Consider the following 23660-nt stretch of genomic DNA (forward strand, 5'->3'; position numbering starts at 1 on the left):
CCCGTGCAGCTCGAGCGGTGCGCCTTCGCGGGCTGTGGCTTCCGCCGCGCTCGGCTGCCTACGCTCACCCATCAGCGCGCACCCGGGGATCGAGCACGACTACCGCGACATCGGCCAGCAGCGACCCGACCATCACCGCGCAGGTCGTACCGACGGTCAGGATCGCCAGCAACGCCATGTCCAGATCCTTCGCCGACTGCACGAACGCCCCCGCGATCCCCGGCCACGAGAAGATCTCCTCCACCAGCACCGCCCCCACGACCACTTCCGGCAGTCGCGCGCCGAGGATCGTCACGAACGGCGCCAGCGATGACGGCAGGATGTGCCTGCGAGTGATCGTCGCAATGTCGATCCCGCGCGTGGCAGCGCCGACCACGAAGTCCTCACCGCGATTGCCCGACACCGATTCCCGCACGGCCAGCAGCAACCACGGCACCTGCGAGACGGCCAACGCGGCGGCGGGCAACACGAGATGTCGCGCCACCTGCCCGAACCCGACCTCGGCCCCGGCATCGGTGAGCCCCGCAGGCGGCAACCAGCCGAGTCCGACCGCGAACACCGCGATCGCGGCGAGCGACACGACGAACGGCGGCAGGCCCTGCATCACCACGCACGACGCGGTGACCACCCGATCGATCAACCCACCGCGATGCATCCCCGCCCAGACACCCGCCCCGAGAGCGACGGCGATCGCCACACTCATCGCGACGAGGACCAGCAGCACGGTCCACGGAATCCGTTGGGCGAGCAATGTACTCACCGGCTGAGCGAACCCGCGCGAAGTCCCGAGATCGCCGCTGAACAGGTCACCGATCCACCGCCCGTACAGCTGATACCACGACGCGTCCAGCCCGAGTTGCTCCGTGAGCACCGCCCGATCCGCGCCGCTCGTCGTCTCGTAGCGGGCGCCGAGGTAGCCGACCAGCGGATCGAACGGCGACACCGCCGCGGCGGCGAACAGGGCGGCCGAGACGGCGGCGAGCACCGGAATCAACGTCACCAGCCGCCACCCGATCATCGCCCGGAGGCCGCGCCCACGAACACGACTCCGTCCCATCAGCGGGTCCAGGTCTGTAGCGACCACCAGGGACCCCAGGTGACGCCGTGCGCGTGCGGCTCGAGAATCGGCCCCGACATCGTCCAGGACGACTCCTTCACCACATAGGTGTGATCGAGATGCACCAGGAACACGTGGCTCGGCGCCTCGGCGTAGAGGCTCTGCACCTTCCGATACGCGGCGGCCCGCACGGCGGGATCTGTGCTGCGCCTGGCGGTTTCGAGTTGGGCGTCGATCGCGGGGTCCGCGTGCCTGCTCGCATTGTCGTACGGGCTGCCCGCGCTCGGGTCGAGCAGAGGTGAGTGCAAGGTGTTGTAGGTCTGGGTGTCGGGGTCGTAGGGCTCGCTACCGCCGCCGAGCAGGATGCCCGCCTGCGCGATACGTGGCTCGATTCGATCCCAGGACAGCGCCTCGAGGTCGACCTCGATACCCACGCGTCGCGCATCGGAGGCGAAAGCCAATGCGAGATCACGACGCAACGTGTCGGTCGAGTTGTACATCACCGTGAACTGCGCGCGCACACCATCTTTCGCGCGCACACCATCGGCGCCTGCTTGCCATCCCGCGCTGTCCAGGATCTGCTCGGCGCGAGCGCGATCAAAAGCGAAAGTGACTGCCGGGTTGTGGGATTCGCCGTACACGTCGGCGAGCGGCGTATAGGCGGGGCGTCCGTATCCGCCGAGAATATTGTCGATCATCGCCTGGCGGTCCACCGCGTAGTTCATCGCCAGCCGCACAGCGGGGTCTCCGGCCACGGGATCACCCTCGGGCATCGACACCCCACGCCAGTCGGCGGAAGTATTGGCCTGCACCGGCATTCGATCGCCGAAAGTGGCAGCCAGCAAGGGGGGCAGTGACGTTCCGTCGAGCTCACCGCTGGCCATCCGCTGCGCACGGGTGTTGTCGTCGGGTACGTAGAGCACCGTCAACTGTTTGACCGAAGGCGCACCACCCCAATAGCTTTCGTTCGCCTCGAAGATCGCCCGCGCCGGCTCCAGCCTGGTGAGTCGATAGGGCCCGGTGCCGATCGGGGCGGAATTCAGCGGCGATTCGGTCGCGGGCCCAGGCTTCGCGACAGCCTCCGACGGAACGATCCCGATCAGCAGTTTCGTTCCGAATGCGGCATAGGGATGGCGCAAGGTGAACCGCACCGTCAGCGGATCGGGGGCCTCGACCCGGTCGATCATCGAGAACGACGACCGTACCTCCGAGGCCGAGGCCGGATCCAGAATCGCCCGATAGGTCGCCACCACATCAGCCGCATCGAACGCCGACCCGTCACTGAATCGCACGTCCGGCCGCAGCGGCGCCGTCCACACGGTCGCCTCGGCATCGGGTGTCGGCAACGCGGTCGCCAGCGCGGGGGCGAAACCGGGCACGCCCGCACCACCGGTCAGCCGGAGCAATCCGTCGTAGACCTTGGCCTCACCGGCCGCCCCGTACCCGGCGACCGGGTTGTATCCGCCGAGTTCATGGGCATCGGCCAGGACCAGGGAGTCGGTGGAGGCGCTGTCGGGCGCACCGCACGATGTCAGCGCGACCGTCAACGCCATAGCGAACAGCGGCCGAACGCGCATTCTCCGACATCCCAACTCATGTTTATCTGAACAGATGAACAGATAATAGTCGCGGGCGGTGCCGCCGTGTCCACTCGGCGATTAAGCTGGGCACCGCCATGGGAGAACCACGCACACTGCACGGGTCGCCGGTCGAACTCGGCCGTCGCGCGATCGGCGACGTCGAGATCAGGGAATGGGCGCAACGCTTCGACCTGCTGTCCGACCCCGGCCGCCTGGAAATCCTGCTGTGCCTGCACCGCTCACCCGGCATCAGCGTGGGCGAGTTGGCCGCCGCGATCGGCCGCAACGAGAACGCGATCTCCCAGGCTCTGCGCGTCCTACGCCACGAAGGTTGCGTCACCTCGAGTCGTGAGGGCCGCACGGTCACCAACCGGCTCACCGACCCGATCATCCACGACATTCTCCACACGATCGGCGCTCAACACTGACGCGAGCCCTGGCCGGTTCCGCGGCGGTGGTCCGGTTTCGAACAGCTTTGTGCCGCAACCGACCCTAGCTGTAGCCGGGGCGGACGATCATGAGGACGACCACGGCCGTCCAGAGCAGGTTGTAGATGCCCGCGAGCATCGACAGCATGCGCAGGCGTTTGCCGTCGTCGGGTTTGTCGAGGGCCTCGCGTTGGAGGGGGACGATCTGCATGGCGAGCAGTGCGCCCGCGATGGCGGTGGTGATCATCGCGGTGGTGATCCAGATTTCGTTCATCCGGCCTTGGATCGTGGCGAGCGCGATGCCGATCACCGGCACGATGATCGCCAGTTTCGCGTAGCCCCTGGTGATCCGGTGCATCGCGACCGCCACCGATTCACTGCGAATCGCTTCCGGATCCGGCCCCGTGACCGGTGCGTATCGAGGGAAAAGACTGGCGGCGACCGCTGAGCCGCCGACGAAGACGATGCCCGCCAGCACGTGCACGGACAGCAAGACGTGTTCCAACTACCGACCCCTTCCGGCCTTCAATGTGCTTGAAGCCTAGCTCGAGCTTCAGTCATATTGAAGGTCGGATTCTGTCACGCCTCGGGTCGAGGGGGGATTTCGCCGGCGAACGCGTCGACGATCGCCGCGCCGACCCGCCGCAGAATCGGATCCGATTCCGCCCCGAACAGCTGAATATCGACTCGTGCCACGGCTTTTCGGGCCTCCGCAAGCAATTCCGTTCCGGCCGCCGTCAACTCGATCGCCGACGCCGACCCGGCCCGTGCCGTACGGTCCTGCACCAACCCCGCCCCTACCAAGCCCTTCACCGCGGCATGCACACTCTGCACACTCGTCCCCGACATCCGCGCCAACTCGCTGAACGACGCCCCTGGCACCCCGTTGATATGCCCGAGCAGCCCCAGCCTGGCCACCGTCAAATCCAATGCCCCCAACTCCGCCCCCAACGCCGCCTCCACCCGCCGCGACATGGTGATCACCAAAATGCTCGGGCTCATCGCCGGCGGTCCGGGGCGTTCGTTCTCGGTGGTCACCACGCCATTTTCCCGCACGGGATCGCGATCGTCGTGTTCCGGGCGGTCTGTGACGCGAAACAGATTCGGGCCCAGCGAGTTCGCTGGGCCCGAATCCGGTGCGGGACTACTTCAGTGCGACGCGGGCTCCGTCGGAGAAGGCCGAGTCGTGGAATTCGATCGCGGCGGGGACAGTGCCGGTCGGGACGTCGAAGACGAGGATCATCGAGGTCTTGTTGCCGGGGTTGATCTCGGCGGAGAGCTGGTCGTTGACGTTGATCTCGGCGGCGGTGTCGTTGGCGAACTCACGGCCCTGGTCGTCGACCAGCTTCTGATTCGAGCCGAAGTAGCTCTGGGCGACATTCGAGGTATTGGCGACATCGACGTAGACCAGGATGAATTCACCCTGCGCGGTCTTGCGCAGGAACTCGTTGTCGCCGACGGTGGTGACCGGCGGATCCACCTTCGTGACCGTGAATCCGAACTTCCCGTCACGCACCTCCGTACCGGCGGGCGCCGCGACCGCTTTGCTCTCCTCCGCCTTGGCGACCTCGTTGGCGGCGGTGCCGATCAAAGCCGCACACCCACCGAAAAGCACGAGTACGGCGAGTACGAATCCACCGAGCACCCACGGCCACACCTTCTTCTTGCGCGGCGGCTGCGGGTAGTAAGGCTGCTGCGGGGCAACGGGATTGGGGTGCTGGGGATTGGACATGATGTTCTCCTGGTCGGTTGTTCTGTATGTCGATGACGATCACCCACATCGGCGGTCGGCGGATGTGGGATCCGCTCGTGTTGGCGGCACGACTGATCGCGGCCGGTGCAGGCCGTTCGCTGCGGGGGTGTGTGTCCGGTGATGCTTCGCGAAAACGGCTGTACTGCAACCATTTCCGCGCTCGGGAGGTGGTGTCTAGGTCATTGCCACTCCGTTGATAAGGACGCTACACCACCGCAACAGTCATGGCAACAGGGAAACAATGTTTTCAGTGTGAACCTCGGTTATTCGCATGTAGGTGCAGCGCGTTGTCAATCGACGCATGTAAGGTTTGTCCTTGACCAGAGGAGAGCCATGCCAGACTCGACGCCCACCGTCGCCGCTGCCGAAATCTCCCGGCTGGCCGGTGTCACCCGCGCCACCGTCAGCAATTGGCGGCGCCGACATGCCGACTTCCCAGCCCCGGTGCCAGGGGGATCGGAATCTCGCCCACTGTTCGACCTGGCCGAAGTGCAGCAGTGGCTGCGCGGGCACGGCGTCACCGCGGCGGATTCCCCCGTGCAGCATCTGCGCACGGTCCTGCGCTCCGAGGTGAAGCCCGAGGCGGTCGTCGGATTGATGGAGTTCGTGGCCGACCCGACCGCGAAAGCGACCGATGCGGCGCGCACGGCCGTCCGTGCGGCGATCGGCGCGGTGGGTGTGCGGCAGACCCTGGCGGTGCTGGCCGAGCGTGGTCTCGACGGGCCGAGTACCGGTGTCTATCCGACCGAACAGCCCGTGGCGGCGCTGATGGCCGACGTCCTCGCGGCCGCCGCGTCGCCCGCTCCGAAGTCGGTGCTCGACCCGTCCTGCGGTAGCGGCACGCTGCTGCTCGAAGCGGCCCGGATCGGCGCGACCAGCCTCGAGGGCCAGGACATCCTACCGGTGCAGGCGAGCCGCGCCGCCGCCGTACTCAGCACTCTCGCCCCCGAATCCGAGGCCGACATCCGGGTGGGCGACGCCTTGCTCGCCGACGCGTTCACCGACCTCGAATTCGACGCGGCGCTCTCCAATCCGCCCTATTCGCAACGTGATTGGGGTGCCGACGATCTCGCGCTCGATCCGCGCTGGGTGTATTCGATTCCCCCGCGCAGCGAATCCGAACTCGCGTGGGTGCAGCACGCGCTCGCGCACCTGCGTCCCGGTGCGACGGCGGTTCTGCTGCTGCCGCCGGCCGTCGCGGCACGCTCCTCGGGTCGGCGGATTCGCATGGAACTGTTGCGTGCCAGTGCATTACGTGCCGTGATCGCCCTGCCGCCCGGTGCGTCGACGCCCCGCCAAGTCGGTCTGCAATTGTGGGTACTGCGTCGGCCCGGCGTCGGCAACCCCACCGACACGCTGCTGTTCGCCGACACCACCCGGCTACCGAGTCATGGTGGAGACCAACCGGATTGGCAGGTGTTGGCCGAAACGGTCATCGATGCCTGGCACGCTTTCGACAAGGGTGACGCCGAGGCGGCGACCGTCCCCGACATCACCGCGGTGGTGCGGGTGATGGACGTCCTCGACGAGGATGTCGACCTCACGCCGGCGCGTCAGGTCCGCGCGGCCGTCGACCCCGGCAGTGCGTCGGCCTCCGCGCACGCCGCGATCGACCTGCTCGGTGAGAATCTCACCGAACTGCACTCCGCCGTCGATGCGGTCCGCGAATGGAATTCCACGCCGGGCACGACGTGGCGCCACGTGGCGGTCGGCAACCTGATCTCGGGCAAAGCGGTGCGCATCATCGCCGCGACCCCGGACCAAGCGCCCTCCGATGCGCCACAGCGCCCGGTCCTGACCGGCCGCGACCTTCTCGGCAGCCGTGGCCCGTCGGGCCTCACCACCTCCGGCAGCCCGGTAGGGGAACCGATCGAGGAAGGCGACGTCCTCGTCTCCCGCATCCGCGACGACCACGGCGCCGCCCAGGGCGCCCGCGTCGCCGAGGGAGCCGACATCGGCGCCGTCCCCGGCACCGGCGTCCTCGTCTTCCGCACCGACCCCACCCGCATCGACCCCTGGTTCTTCGCCGGCTTCATCGGCAGCCCCGACAACGCCGCCGCCATGTACGGCACCACCACCATCCGCCTCGACCCCGCCCGCCTCCGCATCCCCATGCTCCCCCTCCCCGACCAAAAAACCTACGGCGCCGCCTTCCGCCGCCTCCATCACCTCCGAGTAGCCGCCCACACCACCGCCACCGCCGCCCACCAAGCCGCCGACCTCATCTCCACCGGCCTGACCGCAGGCGCCCTCGAGCCTCAGCCCGAAAACAGTTCGACGTTGCTGTGAGAACCCTGGCGATTATGTCGCAGACGACATATCCTTGAGAGTGTGGAGCCGCCGTACTCGATCGAAATCGAGCCTGAAGTTCGTACCTGGCTGGAATCGCTGCCTGCACGGCACTTCTTGAAGGTTGACGAGTACGTCGGGTTACTCGCAGAGCGTGCGACGACGCTCGCTGAGCCGTTCTCCCGATATCTAGGCGACGGAGTTCGAGAGTTGCGGCCCACACTGGACGGGGCGAAAACGCGGATAACTTACTGGTTGCGCGCAGATCGGACCGTTGTACTTTTGACTGTATTCAGAAAGACCCGGGCTCGTGAGGACGCGGAAGTCGAGCGAGCAATCAGTGCGAAGCTGATATGCGAGGCGGAGCATGGGCCAGCCCATGAGGAGTTCGTTCGCGTGATCGATAAGGGAGTGTTGTGATGACCCATAGTCGATGGAGGGCTGGAGTCGGGGCTGCTGAGGCCGAGGAGGTTGCGGGCCTGCGCCACGAAATCCGGTTGGCGATGGCATTGGCCGAAGCTGTGTACCTGCGGCGAACCGAGTTGGGCTTGACCCAGACGGAGTTGGCGGCGCGGGCAGGGCTGACGCAGGCCAAGATTTCTCGTATCGAGGGATCTGATGCCGTGCCGACGCTGGCGCTGCTGGCGAAGCTCGCTCAGGGTTTGGATGCGGAACTGAATCTGGTCATAGCCGTCGACGATGCGCGCGTGAGCTTCGCTCCGCACAGCAGCGCGGCGTAGGGGTATCCCTCGGGCGTAGCGTGCGATCGGTGGTTGATTCGGCAATTCCGAGCGAGGGGCGCGCGCAGTATCGTTCGGGGGTCGGGTCGGGCGTTGGGTGGAGGTTGTGGTGGGCGAGGTTGTCGACGGGCGGTATGAGATCACCGGGGCGTTGGGGGCCGGGGGGATGGGGGAGGTGTTGTCGGGGTATGACGTTGTGTTGGATCGGGCGGTGGCGGTGAAGCGGATTGCGGTGGGGCAGTTCGCTTCTCGGGGGGATTTGGCGGGGGAGTTCGTTGCGCGGTTTCGGCGGGAGGCCAGGGTGACCGCGCGGATTCGGCATCAGGGGGTGCCGCAGGTTTATGACGCGGTGCTCGATAAGGGCGCTGAGAGTGTGTATTTGGTGATGGAACATATCGAGGGGGTGACGCTGCGGGACTATTTGTCCGGGGTGGGGGAACTGTCGATCGAGTGTGGGGTTGCCATCGCGGCGCAGATCGCGACGGTGCTGTCGCACGCCCATGTGTTGCCGGTGGTCCATCGGGATTTGAAACCGGCGAATGTGCTGGTGGCGGGCGATGGGACGGTGAAGGTGATCGACTTCGGGATCGCGGCGTTGCTCGATGGGAGTACGAGCCGGATCACCCGAACCGGATCGGTGCTCGGCACGGCGGCGTATATGTCGCCGGAATTGGTGAACGGGCAGGATGTGGGGCCTCGGGCCGACCTGTACGCGCTCGGGTGCATCATGCACGAGATGTTCAGTGGGCGGGGGGTATTCGAGGCGCGGTCGGAGTTCGACGCGCACAATCGGCATCTCTCGGACGCGCCGACGCCGTTGCGGGCGCTGCGCCGGGAGGTGCCCGCGCAGATCGAACAGCTGGTCCTGGACTTGCTGGCGAAGGATCCGGTCGACCGACCGGCGACAGCGCGCGATGTCTACGATCAGTTGCTGCCCTTCCTCCCAGGGCCGGGAACACCTGAAATCCTCTCCCCAGCAGGCTATCCCGACCCGACACGAATCTTTCGCCGTCCCAACCCGCCCGCCGACACCGCACCCGCAGCGCCTCGGCCCGCCCCGAGCAAGCCCGCAACTGGCGGCCTCGTCGACGTCGCCACCCGCTACCGCGAACTGTGCGAACTCGGCCGCTTCGCCCAGGCCGCCGAAGCGCTGGTCACCGTCGTCGGCGAGGCCGAGCAACGCTACGGCGCGCACAGCCCCCAACTCGGCGAATTGCACCGCGACATCGCCACCGCCTTCGCCCACAGCGGCGAGCACCGACGCGCCCTGGGCGAATGGGAGCGCGTGGAGGCGATCGAACTGCGGGCAGGCGCCACGTCGGGCAGCCGGATCTGGCGGGCGCGCGTCGCCGCGATCGAGTGTCGCGCCACCCTCGGCGACCTCAGCGCACCCGCCGCCGTGGACGAGCTGTACCGGCTGTTCGGTGAAGTACGTTCCGTCGAAGACGAATTCAGTCCCGATGCCGTGCATGTCCGGCTTGCCATCGCGGAAATGCTTCCCGCAGTGGGTGATCGGTCGCGCGCGGAGCGGTTCCTCGCGCAGCTGCGCACCGACCTCGCGGTGCTCAGGCCGCCGGAAGATCCAGTGCGGGTGCGCGTCGAAGAGCTAGCCGCCGAACTCCACCGCTGACCGAGTCCGCACGGACGCAGACCTGTCGGGCCCGCCGAGTATGCTCCTCGCATTCGCCGACGGGGGAGCGCGTCGGCTGTCGGTGCGGCCGGGTTCGCACGGAAGTGGAGTGGACCGGGTGCAGTGGTTCGGCAGGATCGGGTGGGTCGTCGGGCTGATAGCCGGCGTCTTCGGCGTGCTACTCGGGGCGGTCGGCTACTCCAGCGGCATCGGTAACGCGAGTACGCCCGAGATCGTCCTTGCCGTCGGATTCCTGGTCGCGGGCACCGCACTCGCGAGCGTGTCGATCTGGCAGCTCGTAGCAAGTGACCGGCACAAACGCCGAACCTTCACCCACGGCAAACAACGCTGGGATCCCGCCAGCGGTGCGCCACCGCACGGACAGCCGCCCACGCCCCAGCCCAGCTACGGGACACATCCTGGTGTGCCGCACCAGAGCTACGGCCCACCGGCACCCGCGCACCCGCGCCCGGCAACACCCGCGAACCCGTACCCGCAACCGCCCAACCCGACGCCGCCGACCCCGCACCCCCAGGCGGCGTACACCCCACCATCGGCCCCGATCGCCCCCACCGTCGCCCAAACCCCCGAATGGCAGACCCGCACGCGCACCGCCCACCACTGGCTCCCCACCGGCATCCCCTACGCGAGCGCGCCCACCGGCGTCCTCGGTTCCCCCGCCGACCTCGATCGCGACAGTTCCGCCACCATCCCGGTGCGGATCCGCGGCGCCGTCCGCGAAACCATCGCCATCGAGGGCCCGATCGAGCGGAGCCTGCTGGTAGCGCGGGTCGCACAGCGATTCGGTGTGCACAAACCGTCGGAGAAACAGCAGATCTGTGTCCTCGGTGAGGTGCCCGAATCGCTCATGCGCGCAACCTCATCGGGCGTTTTCGTCTGGCCCTCGGACCTGGACCCAGCGACCTGGCGCGGCTTCCGGTTCACCCCGCCGACCGTGTCACGGGCCATCGACACGATCTCCGCCGAGGAGATCGTCAACGCGATAACCCATGTGGCCCAACGCAACAGGCCCACCTTCGACGAGATCATCTGGGCGACCCTCACGCAATTCGGTCACGAACGCACCGGTGCCGCCGAGGACCGCCTCGAAGCGTGCGTGACGATGGCGGTCCGGCGTGGACGGCTGGCCCGTGACTCCGACGGCCGCTACCGGGCGCTGACCTAGGCGGGCAGTGCGGGCAGGGTCCGGGCGTGAGTGACCTCGGGGGAGACTGTCACGACGTCGCAGGCGGCGACGATGCGGTGGGGCAGGTCGGAGTCGAGGTGCGCCAGGCTCGGGGTGACGATCGCGGCGGCCTCGGTGGTGGTGACCACGTCGAGCAGCCGGCCGATCGGGTCGGTGGTGCGGTTGCTGAAGACCACGGTCTTGGTGAAGCGGTAGCCGAGACGCTCGGCTAGGGAACGGATCTGCGTTTCGTCCCAGGACTGAGCGACACCTGAGATGTCGCGGCGCAGGTATCCGATCGCCGGTGGCTTCATGGCCATGACGGTACCGGCGGAGGGCGCCGAGGTCGTGAACGCGAGCTGACGCGAGTCGAATTCGCAACCGGACCGTTGCTTATTTCACCTCTCCGGAGCTGCCGGACGGCTTCGACCACGAGTCATTGGAGATCAGCGCGGTCAGCAAGGTGCGAATCGCCGACACTCGACGTTCCGCGCCGGGGAGCTGGTCGAGCGCGCATTCCGGATCGGCGGGCGGGCCAAGATGGGTGCAGCCGCGCGGACAGTCCTCGATGGCACCGGCGAGGTCGGTGAACGAGGCGATCACATCGTCGGGGGTGATGTGGGCCAGGCCGAACGAACGCACGCCGGGAGTGTCGATCACCCAGCCGCCTTCGGGCAGCGGCAGCGCCACCGACTGGGTGGAGGTGTGCTTGCCCTTTCCGACCCCGGACACCTCGCCGACGGCCCGATAGGCATCGGGCACAAGACGATTCACCATCGTCGACTTGCCGACGCCGGAGTGTCCGATCAGCGCGGTGAGCCGGTGGTTCAAGATCTCGAGCACCGGTTCCATCGGGTCGTCGATGCCCGCGTAGAGGATCTTCAGATCGAGACCGTCGAAGGCGGAGGCGAATTCGGATTCGGCCACCAGGTCACGCTTGGTGAGCACCAGAATCGGTTCCAGCCCACCGGCGTACGCGGCCACCATCGCCCGCTCGACGAAACCGGTGCGCGGCGGTGGATCGGCCAGTGCCACAACGATGAACAGCTGCTGGGCATTGGCGACGACGATGCGTTCGAACGGGTCGGTGTCGTCGGCGGTGCGGCGCAAGACGGTGCTGCGCTCGGTCACCCGCACGATCCTGGCCAGGCTGTCGGGCCTGCCGGTGAGGTCGCCCACCACGTCGACCTGATCGCCGACGACGATCGGGGTGCGGCCCAGCTCGCGGGCGCGCATGGCGACGATGCGCCGGTCGGCGTCACCGTCGAGCACACACCCCCAGCGGCCGCGGTCGACGGCCACCACCATGGCGGCCTCGGCGTCGGCGTGCTGCGGGCGGGTTTTGGTGCGGGGACGCGACGACGCCTTGCCCGGGCGCACCCGGACGTCGGATTCGTCGTAGCTGGCTGAGGATCGCCCCTGGCGGCTCAGCGCGCCACCCCCTCGGTGGATAACGCGGCAGCCAGCATCTGTTCCCAGAGGGCGACGAAGGTCGGCAGGGTTTTGGCGGTGGTGCCGATGTCCTCGATCTCCACGCCGGGCACCTTCAGCCCGAGAATCGCACCGGCCGTTGCCATTCGGTGATCGGCGTAGGAGTGCCACTGACCGCCGTGCAGTGGGGCGGGCACGATCTCGAGGCCGTCCTCGGTCTCGGTGACATTGCCGCCGAGACGATTGATCTCGGCGGAAAGCGCAGCGAGACGGTCGGTTTCGTGGCCGCGCAGGTGGGCGATGCCACGCAGGCGCGAGGGCGAATCCGCGAGGGCGGCCAGTGCGGCGACGGTGGGGGTGAGTTCGCCGACATCGTGCAGGTCGATGTCGATGCCCGCCAGACGTTCCGGGCCGGTCACGGTGAGAACACCGTCGAAGATGCGGGCCTCGGCGCCCATTCGGACGAGGATCTCGCGGATCACGTCACCGGGCTGGGTGGTGCCGCGCGGCCACATCGGGATGCTCACCTCGCCGCCGGTGACCGCGGCTGCCGCCAGGAACGGGGTGGCGTTGGACAGGTCGGGCTCGATGTCCCAGTCGACGGCGCGGATCGGGCCGGGGGAAACGGTCCAGGTCCCGGCGTTGCCGGAATCGGCGGGGGTCTGCACGTTCACATCGGCGCGGCGCAGCATTTCGACCGTCATCTCGATGTGCGGCATCGACGGCAAGGACTTGCCGTCGTGGTGGACGGTGATGCCCTCGTCGAAACGGGCGGCCGAGAGCAACAGGCCCGAGACGAACTGCGAGGAACCCGACGCGTCGATGGTGACGGTGCCGCCGCGCAGCGCGCCCGTGCCGTGCACGACGAACGGCAGCGCGTCACCGTCGACATCGAGGCCGAGCTTGCGCAGGGCGTCGAGGATGGTGGACAGCGGGCGCAGCTTCGCCTGCTCGTCGCCGAAGAACGCGACATCGCCCGAGGCCAGCGCGGCGGCGGGCGGCAGGAACCGCATGATGGTGCCCGCGAGCCCGCAGTCGACGGCGGCGCTGTGCAGGGGCGCGGGGGTGATCTCGAGGATCTCGGCGTCGCCGCTGATCTCGGTGCCGAGCGCGCGCAGGGCAGCGATCATCAGATCGGTGTCGCGGCTGCGCAGCGCGCCGGTGAGGGTGGACGGCCCATCGGCCAGTGCGGCCAGGATGAGCGCGCGGTTGGTGATGGACTTCGATCCGGGCAGGGTCACGGTCGCGTGGACGGGGACCTCGATATGGGGCGCAGGCCAGAAACTCACGCCCCCATCTTCGCTTATGTGCGGTTCGAACACACCGGTGGTGCGAAGTTCGGCGTGGAGCGGGGTCGCCGTGGAGGGCATTTTGTCGGTCCCCGGGCGTATCTTGACGATTATGTGTGGACGATATGCGACGACCACGAATCCGGGCCGGCTGGCGGCTGAGCTGGACGCTGTCGACGAAACAGGGCTCGACGAGCCCGATGCCGCCGTCAGCTACAACGTCGCACCGACCACCCAGGTGCTCACCGTTGTCGAGCGGCATGAACACGGCGAGCCCGACGGCGACCCGCGCCTGCGGATCCGGCGGATGCGCTGGGGGCTGATCCCGCACTGGACCAAGGCGGCCGAGCCCGGCGTACCCGCCAAGGGCAAACCGCTGTTCAACGCCCGCGCCGACAAGGCGGCCACCGCGCCCTCGTTCCGTGACGCGGTCAAGCACAAGCGCTGTCTGGTGCCGATGGACGGCTGGTACGAGTGGCTGGTCGAGCCCGCACCGACCGGTAAAGGCAAGGCGGTGAAGCGGCCCTTCTATATGTCACACAGCGACGGCTCGCTGCTCTACATGGCCGGACTGTGGTCGGTGTGGCGTGACCGCGGCGTGCCCGATGCCGAGCCGCTGATGTCGTGCACGATCCTGACCACCGACGCGCAGGGCGAGTTGGCAGACATCCACGACCGGATGCCGTTGCCGATGCCACGCGAACACTGGGACGCCTGGCTCGACCCCGACCACCCCGCCCCCGCCGACCTGTTGCAACCGCCCTCGCGGGCCGAACTGGCGACGATCGTGGCGCGCCCGGTCTCCACGCTGGTCAACAATGTGCGCAACAACGGGCCGGAACTCCTGGTCCCGGACGGGACCTGTGACGACGAGGCCGGGCAGACCACACTTCTGTGATCGTGCCCGGCCTCACGGTCCCTACAGTGAACAGGGCACCGAATCGGTGGCGATGTTCAACCCACACTTGATGATTCCGGTGACCAGGTCGATCACCTCGGTGGCGACACCACCGCCGAGCTTCTCCGACTTCTCGGCCCGCTCGTCGGTTTCGGGCGCGGTCTTTGGCGAATTCCTCGGGGTGGTGCCCTGGCCGTTGAGCGGATAATCCGGGGTGGTGCCATGGCCGTTGAGCGGGTAGTCGCCGGGTTCGGCCTGGGACGGCGGAACCACCTGCGGTGCCGCGGTGGCGGGGGCTAACGCGGCGGCGCCGAAAGTGATTACCAGCGCACCGGACAGGGCGGCGATCGTCGAACGTGCGGACATTCTTCGCATCACATCCTCGGGTCGAATCGGTCGTACCGGACGCAGAGTGCGTCGCAGGGAATTCGGAACCAGAGCTCGCCCGGATGGTCCTCAGCTGGTGATCGGGGCGGTGACCGCCGCGCAAGCGCGCACCAGATCCGCAGGTGCCAGCTCGATTTCGAGCCCGCGTTTACCCGCGCTGCACAGCACCCGATCCCAGTCGAGCGCCGACGCGTCGACAACAGTGGGCAACTTCTTACGCTGACCAAGCGGTGAAACCCCGCCAAGCACATAGCCGGTGGTGCGCTCGGCCTTGGTCTTGTCGGCCATGCTCGCCTTCGGCGCACCGAGAGCGGCGGCCGCAGCCTTCAACGACAATCGCGCCGGTACCGGCAGCACCGCGATGGCCAGCGCGCCGGTCGAGAGTTCGATCACCAAGGTCTTGAAGATCTGCTCGGCCCGCACATCCAACTCGGCCCCGAGCGCGTCGACCGCCTCGTCGCCGTAGGACTCGGCCCGCGGATCGTGGGAATAGGAGTGCACCCGATGCGCGATTCCACTGAGGGCCTTGATCGCGGGAGTCGACATAAGCCGTCACCCTAATCGCGACCACCCCCCGCTCGGCAACGACATTTGCGCCGGTGCGGGAACACGAATGCTGGGGTGCATGTTGCACAGAAGTGACAAGCCAACCCGACGAGAAGACGTGAAGGAGAGATAGTGACACTGCTGCTCGAGGAGCGTCCTCTCCTGCCACAGGGTGCGCGATTGCCACTCGATTCCGTGCTGCCGGTAGATTCGGTGACTACGGCGATCGAAGGGATTGGTGTGACGAGCGACGACGACGTGGCGTCCGGCACAGAAGTCGACGAAGCCGAGCTGGCGGCCCGGTTCGAGCGCGATGCGCTCCCGATGATCGACCAGCTCTACGGCGCTGCCCTGCGCATGACCAGGAACCCGGCCGACGCCGAGGACCTGGTGCAGGAGACGTTCGTGAAGGCGTTCCAGGGGTTCAAGTCCTTCCGGGAGGGCACCAATCTGCGTGCCTGGCTGTACCGGATCCTGACCAACACCTACATCAACTCCTATCGCAAGAAGCAGCGTCAGCCCGCGCAGTACCCGACCGACGAGATCACCGACTGGCAGCTGGCGGCCACCGCCGAGCACTCCTCGGTGGGCCTGCGTTCGGCCGAGGTGGAGGCGCTCGACGCCCTGCCCGACGACGAGATCAAGTCCGCGCTGCAGCAGCTGCCGGAGGAGTTCCGGATGGCGGTGTACTACGCCGACGTCGAGGGCTTCCCTTACAAGGAGATCGCCGACATCATGGGCACCCCCATCGGTACCGTGATGTCTCGGCTGCACCGTGGACGCAAGCAGCTCAAGGGCCTGCTCGCCGACGTGGCGCGCGAACGTGGATTCGACCGTGGGGAACGCCAGGAGGTAGTCAAGTGAGTGACGATCCCGATCTCGACATGGACTGCACCGCGGTCCTCGCGGATGTGTGGCTCATGCTCGACAACGAGTGCGACCAGGCCACCCGCCAGCGCCTGCAGGAGCACATGGATCACTGCAGCCCCTGCATCGAGGCCTACGGCATCGAGGAGAAGATCAAGGGCCTGCTCAGCCGCAAATGCGGTGGCGAGCACGCGCCCGAAGGCCTGCGTGACCGGTTGAAGTTCGAGATCCACCGCTCGATCACGGTCACCAGGATCGAGACCACCGAGGGCTGATCACCCCCGAAAACGACAACAGCACGCTCTCATCGAGAGCGTGCTGTTGTGTCTGTGCGCAGCGGCACGACTCAAGCGTTAGGACGCTTGCCGTGGTTTGCGGCGTTGCCCTTGCGGCTGCGCTTCTTACGTCCACGCTTACCCATGAGAGCTCCCTTCTATGTCTGGTCGAGAGCCATTGTTTCACGTGTGGTTGGCTGTAGCTTCGGCGGATACTAACGAAGGGGTGCCATGCCTGAAGAAGTGCGCGCGGAGATGGTCTCGACCGTGCTCGCTGTCGAGGTCACCGTGGGCGATCACGTCCGGGTAGACCAGACACTGGTGCTGCTGGAATCGATGAAGATGGAGATCCCGGTGCTCACCGAGGTCGAGGGTGACATCACCTCGGTCGACGTCGCCCCGGGTCAAGTGCTCCAGGCGGGCGACCTCATCGCCACCATCGCGTAGGTCACACGAGAACGAAGCGGTAGATCCAGCGTGGCAACACTGAGCGAGCTCCTGGCCGAACACACCGACCTTCCCGGCATCGCCGTGGACCATCTGCAACGGGTGGTGGGCGATTGGCAGTTGCTCGCCGACCTCTCGTTCTCGGATCTGCTGCTGTGGGTGGGCGCGGGCCCGGTCATCGACGGATCCGATGTGGTGTGCGTGGCCCAGATCCGGCCCACGACCGCACCCACCGTGCATCTCGAGGACAAGGTGGGCAGCACCGCCTCGCGCACCGATTTCCCGCAGGTCTTCGACGCCCTGCTCAGCGGCGACACCGCGCGCACCGACGCCGAGGTCGAGGTGAGCGGGGTCTACCACCCGAGCCCGGTGCACGCGGTGCGCGAAGCGATTCCGGTGCGCTGCGGCGACGACGTGATCGCCGTGCTCAGTCGCGACTCCGACCTGGCCCGTTCGCGCGTGCGCAGCACCCTCGAAACGGCCTACGTGTCCTGTGCCGACGATCTGTGTCAGATGATCGCCGACGGCAGCTTCCCGGTGCCGGAGGACCGGGCGGCCACGCACTCGAGTCCGCGCGCGGGCGACGGTTTCATCCGTCTCGACACCGAGGGCATCGTCGTCTACGCGAGCCCGAACGCGCTCTCGGCCTATCACCGGATGGGGATGCAGGCCGATCTCGTCGGCCAGGATCTCGCGGTGACCACCCGTTCGCTGATCACCGATCCGTTCGACGCCCAGGAAGTGGTGGCCGATATCCAGGCCGCGCTGGCCGGGCGCACCGGACGCCGGATGGAAGTCGAAGCACGTGGGGCCACGGTGCTGTTGCGCACGCTGGTGCTGCGTCCGGGCGGGGAACTGGCCGGGCCCGCGGTGCTGGTGCGCGATGTCACCGAAGTGAAGCGGCGCGACCGCGCGTTGCTGAGCAAGGACGCCACGATCCGCGAGATCCACCACCGCGTCAAGAACAATCTGCAGACCGTGGCCGCGCTGCTGCGACTACAGGCCCGCCGCACCGAGAACCCGGAAGCCCAAGTGGCACTGACCGAATCGGTGCGCCGCGTCACCTCCATCGCGTCGGTGCACGAGATGCTGTCGATGTCGGTGGACGAGGAAGTCGACCTCGACGAGGTCATCGACCGGCTGCTGCCGATCATGGCGGATGTGGCGACGGTGCACACCGCGCGGATCAAGGTGCGCCGCGCGGGTTCGCTCGGAGTGTTCTCCGCCGAGCGCGCGACACCGCTGGTGATGGTCTTGACCGAACTGGTGCAGAACGCGATCGAGCACGCCTTCGACGCGGGCGAGAACGGTACCGTGACGATTCGCTCGGAACGTTCGGCCCGCTGGCTCGACGTGATCATCTCCGACGACGGCCGTGGGCTACCGGCAGGGTTCAGTCTGGAAGGTTCCGACCGGTTGGGATTGCAGATCGTGCGCACCCTGGTCACCTCGGAACTGGGCGGCTCGATCGGATTACATCCTGGTGCCGATGTGGGCACGGACGCGGTCCTGCGCGTTCCGCTCGGACGTCGGTCCGGTCGCTGAAAGCTGAAGTAGGGCAACAATAAACCCGGCACCGAGAAGGTGCCGGGTTCTCACACATGCGTTACCGGGCCGGGGCTGATGGCCCGGCAACGCCGACTCCGTCGACTAGACGGAGGTACGCGTACGGGTGCGCGCGTTGCGACGCTTGAGCGCGCGACGCTCGTCTTCGCTCATTCCACCCCACACGCCGGCATCCTGCCCGGACTTCAGTGCCCAGGACAGGCAATCGGCCGTGACGGGGCAGCGGGCGCAGACCAGCTTGGCATCGGCAATCTGCGCGAGCGCAGGACCACTGTTACCCACCGGGAAAAACAGTTCGGGATCCTCATCGCGACAGATGGCCTTGTGGCGCCAGTCCATTCCTCTGCTCCTTTGCGCGGGCGCCACAAAGGGCGCCAGTAGTTTGTGGATCGTTCACTTGTGCGACTCGAATGTTTCCGCACGGTTGCTTGTGAATGCTTTCACGATCACCGTAGATGTCAATAGGTCTCCGGCGCACCGTGGGGGAGATCACGCTCTAGGCCCCCACAAGGGGAACCTGCCCGGTCCTTTGTACTCGCGTCGCCGGGTTTTCGCAGCGCAACCTGGAGATTTTTCTGCGAGTTCGGCGCTCAGGACGGTTTGGGAGCCACCACATCGAGCACGCTCGGCACAGATGTGAAATGCACCATCTTGCGTTTTCCGATGAAGTCGCCATCGATTTGCAGGCCGATCTCCGAGCCCGTCTCGACGCGCACCGTCGGCACATCGTCGGCCCGGAAAAGCATCGGCGACTTGGGGTTTCCGTTCTCGGTCAGCAAATGACGGGCAAGCAGCAGGGTGCGGGTCACACTCATCGACTTCACCGCGAACACTCCGAGACCCGATTCGAAGGTGGTGGTGGGATTCGTGCGAATCGGACGGTCCTCGAGATAGGTCCACGGACTCGAATTCGTGACGAAGGCGTAATAGACCTCCTCTACGGGATCTCGTCCTTGGACCTCGACAACAACGGTCGGATCCTGGCGCTTGGCCCGGAAGAACTGGCGCACCGTCGTGGCCAGATACCGCGTCGGTGTCGCCTTGCGGCCTTTGGCGCGGGCGGCGTCGATGGCCTCGCACACATCGGCGTCGAGGCCGACGCCCGCGCTGAAGGTGAACCACCGGTCGTCGGCCAGGCCGAGCCCGATCCGGCGGTCGGCGTCGCGGCCGAGCAGATCGATGAGCTGGTTCGTCGCTGTGACGGGATCGGGGGAGATGCCGAGCGCGCGGGCGAAGACGTTCGCCGAGCCGCCCGGGATGATGCCGAGGCGCGGGCGCCAGACCTGGTCGTCGCCGACCTGGGGCACCGGCAGGAAGCCGTTGATGGTCTCGTTGACCGTCCCATCGCCACCGTGCACGACGATCAGGTCCATTTCCTGGGTCGATGCCCACTGGGCCAGTTCGGCCGCGTGGCCGCGATGCTGGGTGTGCGCAACGGTCAGCTGCGTTCGGCTCTCCAGGGCGTGCGCGAGCAGATCCCGGGTGGCCGGGGTCGTCGAGGTGGCATTGGGATTGACAATGAGCAGCGTCCGCACAGTGCCTCAGGGTAATGCGCGCCGACGAACAGCCGGTGCGCGCTGCGGCCACGACACGGCGTCGTAGGCTGGGGCACGTGGCAGAGCAGGACGTGACAGACGGTGACCGGCCCCTCGAAGGCGCGCAGTCCTCGACCGGTATCCCGATGACGGTGCGGCTCGCCGGTGGGCTGGTTTCGCTGGAGGGGCTGGCCGGGGTGGTGACCGCGATCGTGCTGATCGTGCGGGTGCTGACCGGGCACGATCAGTCCGAGGCGAGCGGGGTCGGCACGGCGATCTGGTTCGGGGTGTTGTTCGGCGGGGTGCTCGCGGCGGGCATCGGGCTGCTGCGTGGCAAACGCTGGGGGCGGGCCATCGCGGTGATCGCGAACGTGTTGTTGCTGCCGGTCGCCTGGTCGTTGCTGACCGACTCGCATCAGCCGCTGTGGGGGAGTTTGCTGGGGCTCGTCGCGGTGGGTGGGTTGGCGCTGTTGTTCGCTCCGGCGACCAGTCGCTTCATGGCACAGGATTACGCCGATATGCCCGACGATCAGACCCGTTACTGACCCATCAGGTTGTTGCCGCGCGTAGCGCCTCGCGGCACAGGCGATCAGCTCGCCGGGTCGTTTCGGGTTGACGAAAGCCCTGCGTGAGGGTCAGAACCTGGATGCAGGCGGTGTCGAGGTCGATGAGGTGGCCGACCGAGACGAACAGCGGTTTCACCTCGTCGCGGGTGCGCAGTGCGCGGCCGACGATCTCACCGTCGATGGTGACATCGCTGACATCACCGCGTCGCGGTCCGGGTTCGGTGTATTCACCCCACACCGATTTGGCGACACCGATGGTCGGAATTCCGGTGAGCAGACCGACATGGCACGCGAGCCCGAAACGTCGGGGATGTGCCAAACCCTGTGCGTCACACACAAGCAGATCCGGTGTGGCAGTGAGTTTTTCCAATGCGGCAACCGTTGCGGGCAGTTCGCGGAACGCGAGTAGTCCCGGCACATAAGGGAATTCCGAGATGCCGTGCGCGACGGCCGATTCCACCGTTTCCATGGTGGCGATGTCGACAATTACCGCGGCCGTCGCGACGGTACCGTCCTCGACGTAGGCCGAATCAATTCCGGCCGCTGTCGAAAATTGTTGCGACCCAGTATTTTTCGTGGAAACCAGCGGGCGGAGTTCGTCCTGTAGCGCGATCGCCTCTTCGGGTGTCCGCGGCCAATCATGGGGTAGCGCAATACGCATACGGCTCAGCCCGCGGCCACGGCGGCCAGTTCGGCACCCGACAGGCGGTACCCGATCCACTCGTCTTGCGGTACGGCGCCGAGGGATTCGTAGAAGGCGATCGACGGGGTGTTCCAGGTGAGCACCGACCACGAGACCCGGCTGTAGCCGTGTTCGACCGCCTCGGCGGCCAGCGCCGCGATCAATGCGCGGCCAAGGCCGGTGCCGCGCGTCTCGGGCCGCACGTAGAGGTCCTCGAGCCAGATCCCGTGTACGCCATCCCAAGTCGAGTAGTTCAGGAACCAGATCGCGCAACCAACCACCTGACCGTCGAGCTCGGCGACGTGGGCGAACAGCGCGGGCGCGGGTCCGAACAGCGAGGCCTGCAACTGCTCCGTGGTGAGCGTGCATTCGGCGGGTGCCTTCTCGTACTCGGCCAGATCGTGGACGAGACCCACCAGTGCGGGCACATCGGCGGGGGTGGCACGGCGGACGCTCATCGCTGGGCTCCTTCGATCGGTTCGGTGCGGGTGGTCAGATTGTGGCCCCAGATGGTGTGGGCGTCGTGGTCGAAACCGAGCACGCTGACCGCGCCGGTGGACATCGCGAAGCGGCGGCCCTCGCGCACCGCGAACTCCGCCCAGCGCGCGATCAGCACCCGCGAGAAGTGCCCGTGGCCGACCAGGACCACATCGTGCACCGGCAGTACCGGTTCGACCCGGGCCAGCACCCGGTCGGCCCGTGCGCCCACCTGTTCGGCCGTCTCGCCGCCGGGGACGGGCGCGGTCCACACCGTCCAGCCGGGCACGGTTTCGCGGATCTGGGCGGTCGTGATGCCCTCGTACTCGCCGTAGTTCCACTCGACCAGGTCGTCGTCGACCTCGATGGGGGACAGGCCCGCCAGTTCGGCGGTCTGCCTGGCGCGCAGGCGCGGACTGGTGAAGCAGAGCGGATCGCGCAGGTCGAGGGATTTCAGCACCAGCCCGGCCGCGACGGCCTGGGCTTCGCCCTGCTCGGTCAGCGGCAGATCGGTGACGCTGGTGTGCCTGCGCTGACTGGACCACTCGGTTTCGCCGTGGCGCAGCAGGACCAGGCGGGCATCGGGGGTGGACATGGGTCCATCATGGCAGTGCGGGTTCAGCCGAGCGCGTAGAGCTGTCCGCCGCGTCGTTCGAAGACGGTGTTGCCGAGGACGGCGGTGGAGATGGTGTCGCCGCGGTAGTCGGTGCGCTCGACCGGGATCCGGGCGACGATCGCGCCGTTGCCGCTGTCGACCGCGAGCTGCCCGTCGGTGACCGGGACCAGCAGTCTGCCCGCCATCAGCGCGGGGGTGCCGATCGCGTCGCGGACCGTCCAGACCGGCTGTAATGTGCTGGAGCTCAAGGCAATAAGGCTGTCGCCGGTGAAGACGTAGATGGCCGAGCCGACGCGGGTCACCGTCGTGCTCTCGTCCCAGGGGGCGGCGAGCTGATGGGTCGAGATCTCGTTGCCGGTGCCGTCGTGCACGGCGATCCGCGCGGGGAGGCCGAGTTCGGTGGCGGTGGGTTCCGTCGGCGGGTAGTAGACGGCAATCTTGTTGTCCGACACCGCGATTACGCGTACGTCGGGGGAGTCGGCACCGGGTGCGGTGAGGACTCGCGAGCCGTGTTCCTCGGGGGCGGTCGACTCCTTCGGCGCCGGGTTGAGCACCGTCAGCCGGGCGGTCGCGTCGCCGGGGCAGCGCTCGAGCACCGCCAGCCGCGAGGAACTCGACGCCGCCGAACGCAGCTCACATCCGGTGCGCGGCTGCGTATTCGGGTTCACCGGGGCATCGACGTAGCCGTACTCGAGGGTGCGCACCAGGTCCGAACGCCACATCTCCAGGCGGTCGTGCCCGAGTGCGAGCAGGTAGGTGCCGTCGCCGGTTACCCGGATCTCGTCGTCCATGTAGCTGCTGCGCGCGACTCGGCGTTGACCGGTGTCGGCTTCGAGCATCACCGACTGACTGCACCCACGCTGATCGCGATAGGTGGCGATCGCGGTACCGAACTGCGACTCCACCCCGCACAGCGGCATATCCCGGCGGTACCACCACAACTGCGTGCCGGTGACCGGATCGCGCCCACTCACGGTGCCGTGATCGCCGGTCACCACCACATTCCCGGACACGAGCGCCCGCCTGCTGGACTCGTCGGCGGCATGCCACTTCTCGCTCAGCGTGGTGGGCAGCTGCGTCGCCGCGGTGATGGTCGGGGCGGGGGAGGAAGCGGTGACCGAATCCGTGCCGGTGGCGTCGGCGCGCGCCCAGACGACGAACGCCGCCACTACGAGAGTGACGGCGATCGCGATTGCTACGAAGATGTCGGCGCGCGTCCGCCGTTCGGGTGCGAGCACGGGAGCGAGTGTATTTGCCGTGACGGCTGTTGTGTGCGCGGGGCGACGGATTGTTCTGGGCTGGGACGCGATGTCTGGTAGTCCCAGATGGTTGACGCTGTGTTTATTGGAGCGCTGGCGCGCTCGAGTCGCGGCCCCAAGGGGCCGCCGGTTAGCCACCGGGGCTTGCTCCTTCGT

The 23660-nt window shown here is 67.3% G+C and carries 29 protein-coding genes; 12 read left to right on the plus strand and 17 right to left on the minus strand.

The window, feature by feature from the left end:
• Window positions 1-64: 64 nt before the first annotated feature.
• On the minus strand, window positions 65-1057 hold the full coding sequence (locus ACFW6D_RS24770) for an ABC transporter permease (protein ID WP_379331848.1): 993 nt from the start codon (window positions 1055-1057) through the stop codon (window positions 65-67).
• On the minus strand, window positions 1057-2634 hold the full coding sequence (locus ACFW6D_RS24775; protein ID WP_379331849.1) for an ABC transporter substrate-binding protein: 1578 nt from the start codon (window positions 2632-2634) through the stop codon (window positions 1057-1059). The genes ACFW6D_RS24770 and ACFW6D_RS24775 overlap by 1 nt, the downstream gene beginning before the upstream one ends.
• Window positions 2635-2732: 98 nt before the next feature.
• Between ACFW6D_RS24775 and ACFW6D_RS24780 the strand changes: the two genes are divergently transcribed.
• Window positions 2733-3065 (plus strand): ArsR/SmtB family transcription factor, encoded by a 333-nt coding sequence (locus ACFW6D_RS24780; RefSeq protein ID WP_379331850.1) that lies wholly within the window; start codon window positions 2733-2735, stop codon window positions 3063-3065.
• Between the two features lie 64 nt (window positions 3066-3129).
• Here ACFW6D_RS24780 and ACFW6D_RS24785 read toward each other — a convergent pair whose 3' ends face one another.
• The 3 genes from ACFW6D_RS24785 to ACFW6D_RS24795 all read right to left on the minus strand — a co-directional run bounded on the left by ACFW6D_RS24785 (window position 3130) and on the right by ACFW6D_RS24795 (window position 4797).
• Entirely contained in the window at window positions 3130-3570 is a 441-nt protein-coding gene (locus tag ACFW6D_RS24785; protein WP_379331851.1) for a hypothetical protein, read from the minus strand.
• Window positions 3571-3644: 74 nt separating this feature from the next.
• Window positions 3645-4103, minus strand: a complete 459-nt coding sequence (locus ACFW6D_RS24790) for a MarR family winged helix-turn-helix transcriptional regulator (protein ID WP_379331853.1) — start codon at window positions 4101-4103, stop codon at window positions 3645-3647.
• 106 nt (window positions 4104-4209) lie between these two features.
• Window positions 4210-4797 (minus strand): DUF4352 domain-containing protein, encoded by a 588-nt coding sequence (locus ACFW6D_RS24795; RefSeq protein WP_379331855.1) that lies wholly within the window; start codon window positions 4795-4797, stop codon window positions 4210-4212.
• Window positions 4798-5151: 354 nt separating this feature from the next.
• On the opposite strand from ACFW6D_RS24795, the gene ACFW6D_RS24800 reads away from it, so the two are divergent.
• From ACFW6D_RS24800 to ACFW6D_RS24820, 5 genes are all read left to right on the plus strand, one after another.
• Entirely contained in the window at window positions 5152-7107 is a 1956-nt protein-coding gene (locus ACFW6D_RS24800; RefSeq protein WP_379331857.1) for an N-6 DNA methylase, read from the plus strand.
• Window positions 7108-7149: 42 nt separating this feature from the next.
• The gene (locus ACFW6D_RS24805; RefSeq protein ID WP_379331859.1) at window positions 7150-7527 is read left to right on the plus strand and encodes a type II toxin-antitoxin system RelE/ParE family toxin; all 378 of its coding nucleotides are present in this window, start codon (window positions 7150-7152) and stop codon (window positions 7525-7527) included.
• Window positions 7527-7847 (plus strand): helix-turn-helix domain-containing protein, encoded by a 321-nt coding sequence (locus ACFW6D_RS24810; protein WP_379331861.1) that lies wholly within the window; start codon window positions 7527-7529, stop codon window positions 7845-7847. The genes ACFW6D_RS24805 and ACFW6D_RS24810 overlap by 1 nt, the downstream gene beginning before the upstream one ends.
• 109 nt (window positions 7848-7956) lie before the next feature.
• A complete protein-coding gene (locus ACFW6D_RS24815) occupies window positions 7957-9477 on the plus strand; it encodes a serine/threonine-protein kinase (protein ID WP_379331863.1) in 1521 nt (506 codons plus the stop codon).
• Window positions 9478-9586: 109 nt separating this feature from the next.
• Window positions 9587-10663, plus strand: a complete 1077-nt coding sequence (locus ACFW6D_RS24820; RefSeq protein ID WP_379331865.1) for a hypothetical protein — start codon at window positions 9587-9589, stop codon at window positions 10661-10663.
• Here ACFW6D_RS24820 and ACFW6D_RS24825 read toward each other — a convergent pair.
• The 3 genes from ACFW6D_RS24825 to aroA all read right to left on the minus strand — a co-directional run bounded on the left by ACFW6D_RS24825 (window position 10660) and on the right by aroA (window position 13383).
• On the minus strand, window positions 10660-10977 hold the full coding sequence (locus tag ACFW6D_RS24825) for a hypothetical protein (protein WP_379331867.1): 318 nt from the start codon (window positions 10975-10977) through the stop codon (window positions 10660-10662). The genes ACFW6D_RS24820 and ACFW6D_RS24825 overlap by 4 nt on opposite strands.
• Before the next feature lie 79 nt (window positions 10978-11056).
• Complete coding sequence (gene rsgA, locus ACFW6D_RS24830; RefSeq protein WP_379331901.1) at window positions 11057-12094, minus strand: ribosome small subunit-dependent GTPase A; 1038 nt, start codon at window positions 12092-12094, stop codon at window positions 11057-11059.
• Window positions 12091-13383, minus strand: coding sequence for a 3-phosphoshikimate 1-carboxyvinyltransferase (gene aroA / locus ACFW6D_RS24835; RefSeq protein ID WP_379331869.1), 1293 nt, complete (start codon window positions 13381-13383; stop codon window positions 12091-12093). The genes rsgA and aroA overlap by 4 nt, the downstream gene beginning before the upstream one ends.
• Before the next feature lie 112 nt (window positions 13384-13495).
• On the opposite strand from aroA, the gene ACFW6D_RS24840 reads away from it, so the two are divergent.
• Complete coding sequence (locus ACFW6D_RS24840; protein ID WP_379331871.1) at window positions 13496-14281, plus strand: SOS response-associated peptidase; 786 nt, start codon at window positions 13496-13498, stop codon at window positions 14279-14281.
• A 21-nt stretch (window positions 14282-14302) separates the two neighbouring features.
• On the opposite strand, the gene ACFW6D_RS24845 is transcribed toward ACFW6D_RS24840, so the two are convergent.
• Window positions 14303-14647 (minus strand): hypothetical protein, encoded by a 345-nt coding sequence (locus ACFW6D_RS24845; RefSeq protein WP_379331873.1) that lies wholly within the window; start codon window positions 14645-14647, stop codon window positions 14303-14305.
• Between the two features lie 90 nt (window positions 14648-14737).
• Complete coding sequence (gene ybaK, locus ACFW6D_RS24850) at window positions 14738-15214, minus strand: Cys-tRNA(Pro) deacylase (RefSeq protein WP_379331875.1); 477 nt, start codon at window positions 15212-15214, stop codon at window positions 14738-14740.
• Between the two features lie 234 nt (window positions 15215-15448).
• On the opposite strand from ybaK, the gene ACFW6D_RS24855 reads away from it, so the two are divergent.
• Both ACFW6D_RS24855 and rsrA read left to right on the plus strand, forming a co-directional pair.
• A complete protein-coding gene (locus ACFW6D_RS24855) occupies window positions 15449-16078 on the plus strand; it encodes a sigma-70 family RNA polymerase sigma factor (protein ID WP_379231723.1) in 630 nt (209 codons plus the stop codon).
• A gap of 20 nt (window positions 16079-16098) precedes the next feature.
• Window positions 16099-16356: a mycothiol system anti-sigma-R factor gene (rsrA, locus tag ACFW6D_RS24860; RefSeq protein WP_067450959.1), complete on the plus strand. Its 258-nt coding sequence runs from the start codon at window positions 16099-16101 to the stop codon at window positions 16354-16356.
• Window positions 16357-16427: 71 nt separating this feature from the next.
• Here rsrA and ACFW6D_RS24865 read toward each other — a convergent pair whose 3' ends face one another.
• On the minus strand, window positions 16428-16502 hold the full coding sequence (locus tag ACFW6D_RS24865) for a 50S ribosomal protein bL37 (RefSeq protein ID WP_022597109.1): 75 nt from the start codon (window positions 16500-16502) through the stop codon (window positions 16428-16430).
• Window positions 16503-16587: 85 nt separating this feature from the next.
• Here ACFW6D_RS24865 and ACFW6D_RS24870 point away from each other — a divergent pair, with 85 nt between their 5' ends.
• Entirely contained in the window at window positions 16588-16803 is a 216-nt protein-coding gene (locus ACFW6D_RS24870) for a biotin/lipoyl-binding carrier protein (protein ID WP_379231028.1), read from the plus strand.
• Between the two features lie 30 nt (window positions 16804-16833).
• A complete protein-coding gene (locus ACFW6D_RS24875; RefSeq protein ID WP_379331877.1) occupies window positions 16834-18348 on the plus strand; it encodes a sensor histidine kinase in 1515 nt (504 codons plus the stop codon).
• Window positions 18349-18453: 105 nt separating this feature from the next.
• On the opposite strand, the gene ACFW6D_RS24880 is transcribed toward ACFW6D_RS24875, so the two are convergent.
• A complete protein-coding gene (locus ACFW6D_RS24880; protein ID WP_022567051.1) occupies window positions 18454-18708 on the minus strand; it encodes a WhiB family transcriptional regulator in 255 nt (84 codons plus the stop codon).
• Window positions 18709-18959: 251 nt separating this feature from the next.
• Complete coding sequence (locus ACFW6D_RS24885; protein WP_379331879.1) at window positions 18960-19904, minus strand: diacylglycerol/lipid kinase family protein; 945 nt, start codon at window positions 19902-19904, stop codon at window positions 18960-18962.
• Between the two features lie 146 nt (window positions 19905-20050).
• Between ACFW6D_RS24885 and ACFW6D_RS24890 the strand changes: the two genes are divergently transcribed.
• A complete protein-coding gene (locus ACFW6D_RS24890; protein ID WP_379331903.1) occupies window positions 20051-20449 on the plus strand; it encodes a hypothetical protein in 399 nt (132 codons plus the stop codon).
• Window positions 20450-20453: 4 nt separating this feature from the next.
• Here ACFW6D_RS24890 and ACFW6D_RS24895 read toward each other — a convergent pair whose 3' ends face one another.
• Genes ACFW6D_RS24895 through ACFW6D_RS24910 form a run of 4 tightly spaced genes read right to left on the minus strand, consistent with a single transcriptional unit; the run spans window position 20454 to window position 23483 of the window.
• Window positions 20454-21131 (minus strand): endonuclease V, encoded by a 678-nt coding sequence (locus ACFW6D_RS24895; protein WP_379331881.1) that lies wholly within the window; start codon window positions 21129-21131, stop codon window positions 20454-20456.
• A gap of 5 nt (window positions 21132-21136) precedes the next feature.
• Complete coding sequence (locus ACFW6D_RS24900) at window positions 21137-21610, minus strand: GNAT family N-acetyltransferase (RefSeq protein WP_379331883.1); 474 nt, start codon at window positions 21608-21610, stop codon at window positions 21137-21139.
• A complete protein-coding gene (locus ACFW6D_RS24905; protein ID WP_379331885.1) occupies window positions 21607-22224 on the minus strand; it encodes an acid phosphatase in 618 nt (205 codons plus the stop codon). Before ACFW6D_RS24905 ends, ACFW6D_RS24900 begins: the two co-directional genes overlap by 4 nt.
• A gap of 23 nt (window positions 22225-22247) precedes the next feature.
• Complete coding sequence (locus ACFW6D_RS24910) at window positions 22248-23483, minus strand: hypothetical protein (RefSeq protein ID WP_379331887.1); 1236 nt, start codon at window positions 23481-23483, stop codon at window positions 22248-22250.
• Window positions 23484-23660 lie beyond the last annotated feature (177 nt).

This window comes from Nocardia sp. NPDC058705 (assembly GCF_042749305.1).
Taxonomy (GTDB): Bacteria; Actinomycetota; Actinomycetes; order Mycobacteriales; family Mycobacteriaceae; genus Nocardia.

Coding starts and splice junctions, on each gene's coding strand:
- ACFW6D_RS24905 (WP_379331885.1), bottom strand. CDS start 22,224: ATGTCCACCCCCGATGCCCGCCTGGTCCTGCTGCGCCACGGCGAAACC.
- ACFW6D_RS24810 (WP_379331861.1), top strand. CDS start 7,527: ATGACCCATAGTCGATGGAGGGCTGGAGTCGGGGCTGCTGAGGCCGAG.
- ACFW6D_RS24840 (WP_379331871.1), top strand. CDS start 13,496: ATGTGTGGACGATATGCGACGACCACGAATCCGGGCCGGCTGGCGGCT.
- ACFW6D_RS24895 (WP_379331881.1), bottom strand. CDS start 21,131: ATGCGTATTGCGCTACCCCATGATTGGCCGCGGACACCCGAAGAGGCG.
- ACFW6D_RS24825 (WP_379331867.1), bottom strand. CDS start 10,977: ATGAAGCCACCGGCGATCGGATACCTGCGCCGCGACATCTCAGGTGTC.
- ACFW6D_RS24890 (WP_379331903.1), top strand. CDS start 20,051: ATGACGGTGCGGCTCGCCGGTGGGCTGGTTTCGCTGGAGGGGCTGGCC.
- ACFW6D_RS24800 (WP_379331857.1), top strand. CDS start 5,152: ATGCCAGACTCGACGCCCACCGTCGCCGCTGCCGAAATCTCCCGGCTG.
- ACFW6D_RS24900 (WP_379331883.1), bottom strand. CDS start 21,610: ATGAGCGTCCGCCGTGCCACCCCCGCCGATGTGCCCGCACTGGTGGGT.
- ACFW6D_RS24780 (WP_379331850.1), top strand. CDS start 2,733: ATGGGAGAACCACGCACACTGCACGGGTCGCCGGTCGAACTCGGCCGT.
- ybaK (WP_379331875.1), bottom strand. CDS start 15,214: ATGTCGACTCCCGCGATCAAGGCCCTCAGTGGAATCGCGCATCGGGTG.
- ACFW6D_RS24770 (WP_379331848.1), bottom strand. CDS start 1,057: ATGGGACGGAGTCGTGTTCGTGGGCGCGGCCTCCGGGCGATGATCGGG.
- ACFW6D_RS24880 (WP_022567051.1), bottom strand. CDS start 18,708: ATGGACTGGCGCCACAAGGCCATCTGTCGCGATGAGGATCCCGAACTG.
- rsrA (WP_067450959.1), top strand. CDS start 16,099: ATGGACTGCACCGCGGTCCTCGCGGATGTGTGGCTCATGCTCGACAAC.
- ACFW6D_RS24795 (WP_379331855.1), bottom strand. CDS start 4,797: ATGTCCAATCCCCAGCACCCCAATCCCGTTGCCCCGCAGCAGCCTTAC.
- ACFW6D_RS24870 (WP_379231028.1), top strand. CDS start 16,588: ATGCCTGAAGAAGTGCGCGCGGAGATGGTCTCGACCGTGCTCGCTGTC.
- ACFW6D_RS24845 (WP_379331873.1), bottom strand. CDS start 14,647: ATGTCCGCACGTTCGACGATCGCCGCCCTGTCCGGTGCGCTGGTAATC.
- ACFW6D_RS24775 (WP_379331849.1), bottom strand. CDS start 2,634: ATGCGCGTTCGGCCGCTGTTCGCTATGGCGTTGACGGTCGCGCTGACA.